Below are 2716 nucleotides of genomic sequence, written 5' to 3' on the forward strand. Positions count from 1 at the left end.
AAAGCTACGGCAAAACAGCTTACGCAATCAAGTTTAACCTGTTTGACATGGGTGTAGCGAAATACGGACGCATGTTCCTGGATACCCCACTGGTTAACGACTCTGACAGCCGTGTACTGCCAAGCCTTAGTGAAGGTTTTTATACAGATATTACTGTATCCGGTTTGTCAGCTCATGCTGCCTGGATTACCAAAGGTAATGGTAAAACTGAGTCAGGCTTTGAAGATTACGAAGTTAACGGAAGCAGTGAAGCTGTAAAAACGCTGGGTGGCGCCTACGACTTTGGCAATGGTCTTGAATTGAGTGCCGACTATGCCAGCCAGAGCAATTTTGCCGAGAAACTCCTGACCGAAGCCAGCTTCTCTACTGAAGCCGAAGGTGTGGAAGTGGGTGTGGCTGGTCAATATGGCCAAGTCGATCTCACCGGCGACAGCAAACCAGCAACCGGAGACAAGGGCCAATACACTTATGGTCTTAAAGTATCTGCTGGTGTAGGGCAGGCTGACTTTGGCGTTGCTTACACCAAAGTTGAGAGCACAGACTTAGGTGCCTACAAGTTCGGCTGGGAAGGCGGTGACGATGACACCGGTCACTTCGGTTATAACTCCATCCAGATCTCTGACTTCAACAGCAATGGTCAAAAAGCCTGGGGCTTCTCTGCAGGTTATGACTTTGAAGGCATCGTTGACGGTCTGAGTGTCAAGGGTATTTACGTCATGGGTGAGGCAAAGTCTGAGGACGAAACTGAGTACAACCTGGACATTAATTACGCCATTCCTCAGGTTGAAGGTCTGACTGCCCGCCTGAGATACGCGAACAATACTGTCGAAGCCAAAGGCGTAGATGATGTTGTCAAGACCGACACACGCGTCATCCTGAAGTACAACGTCGCTGTCTTCTGATCCGATCTTCAAAAGACCGACCTTATAAAGCCTCCGCACTAGCAGGGGCTTTTTTGTTGCCTGAAGAAAACGGTGAACTGACTTAAATCAACACACCATTAAAAAGTAATCGTCGCGAACGAATACTTCAGACGCAAAAAAGGGAGGCTTTCTACCCCCCTTGACGGACTGAAAAGAACTCAGAGAATCGATGCCAGCGTCATCACGAAGCGGCGTATTCCTTAAGCTTTTTCAGAGGACGCACCTTGACCTGTATACTGGCCGGCTTGGCAGGCACATCCATTAACTCGCCAGGCTTAAATGGATTAGGTACGCCTTTCTTGGCTTTCTGAGCAGGTTTTTTTCTGGTCACGATCTTGAGCAGTCCCGGAAGAGTGAACTCGCCACAGCCCCGCTTCTTGATATGACGTTCAACCAGTATTCCCAGTTCATCCAGCACAGCCCCAACTTCTTTACGACTCAAACCGGTACTCTCTGAGATTTCAGCAAGAATCTGGGTTTTACTGTACTTATCCTTGATAGCTGCGGCTTTCTTCGCTGCCATACAATTACTCTCCTGATGGTTTTTCCCTGTAGGTTGTTCCGCACCAGCGGATTGCGATCTGCCACTTCACCAGGCTGATTGAATGTTTCACGAGGCAAGTCCAAAATATCGGACATTCAACTTCCCTAACCTCAGAGAGCCTGTAAAACCAGACTTTTGAAACATCTGAAATCACTATAACAAGTGATTTTTTACAGTGGTAGTCTTTTTTTGCACCCTTTAAGCATTGCTATAACCCTCTATATACGCTGCGTAGAAAGAGTTTGAGATAGAAGCACAATGGCGTTACATTAATCCTTACAGCAGAGTTACGCTGTGGTTTTTTGTTGCCCCGTTTGCATGCGCAATGAATTGAGCGCATTACTGATTTCAAAGCATTCTCATCATTTCGGGAGGCAGTCACTTCATTGATGCCTTGCAACAAAAAACTTTGTTGATGTATGCAGGAGCCAGAACGAGAATAGACCGCCCTTTGCGGCAATTACTCCCGCATTGGTCTAGCTCCTGCATCCATGCAGTCGTGCCGGATATCCGCAATTTTTTCAGTCACATAGATAACAACCAAAAGGACTCAGTACTTGAAACATCTTAAATTTATCCACATGATCTTAGGCATCCTTTCACTGACAGCACTCATTGTGGAAGGGTCCATCCTTAACGCGCTGCTCGGTAGTGCACTGGCTATTGCTTCAGCCACCATGCTGTTACTAACCGCTGCACTCATTCACCTCTGCCTTGGCTGCTATCTGACAGTCTATCGCTGCAAGAAATCCTACGTGCAGGCACTGGCTTCATTCATGCTGATTGCCGCGACTGCGCTCATTGGCTGGGCGATGTTTTCTCACCAGACACCTGAAACTCCATCCTCACTGCTCCTTGTGACCGGTGTCCTGTTGCACGTCGCAATCAACCTGAAATCCCTTAATCCCACAAGCCCGGTGGAAATCATGGATTCCGGCAGAGAGACAGGCACCGTCAAATGGTTCAACGTTTCAAAGGGCTTCGGCTTTATTACCCGGGATAACGGTGAAGACGTTTTCGTTCACTACCGTACCATTCGTGGAGAAGGTCACCGGACCCTGTCTGAAGGCCAAAGGGTAGAATTTATCGTGGTGGAGAAGGATAAGGGGCTTCAGGCAGAAGACGTTATCGCTGCTCCCAAAGGTCACTGAGATCAACACACCTCTAATGAACGGGGCCGCCCCCCCCCCCCCCCCCCCCTCCCCGCCGGGCGCGGGGAATAAATTGGTGGCGCCCCCCCCCCCCCCCC

Annotated in this window: 3 protein-coding genes; 2 read left to right on the forward strand and 1 reads right to left on the reverse strand. The window is 49.0% G+C overall.

Translation table 11 applies throughout. The features are described 5' to 3' along the window. The coding region (locus tag KDK19_RS11655; RefSeq protein ID WP_257292008.1) for an OprD family porin at positions 1-902 on the forward strand (902 nt) is incomplete at its 5' end. A gap of 202 nt (positions 903-1104) precedes the next feature. Here KDK19_RS11655 and KDK19_RS11660 read toward each other — a convergent pair. Further along, a complete protein-coding gene (locus tag KDK19_RS11660) occupies positions 1105-1446 on the reverse strand; it encodes an HU family DNA-binding protein (RefSeq protein ID WP_257274968.1) in 342 nt (113 codons plus the stop codon). A gap of 578 nt (positions 1447-2024) precedes the next feature. Here KDK19_RS11660 and KDK19_RS24150 point away from each other — a divergent pair. Then, entirely contained in the window at positions 2025-2618 is a 594-nt protein-coding gene (locus KDK19_RS24150) for a cold-shock protein (RefSeq protein ID WP_306670726.1), read from the forward strand. Positions 2619-2716: the final 98 nt, after the last annotated feature.

The organism is Endozoicomonas sp. ONNA1, assembly GCF_024606325.1.
Lineage (GTDB): Bacteria > Pseudomonadota > Gammaproteobacteria > Pseudomonadales > Endozoicomonadaceae > Endozoicomonas_A.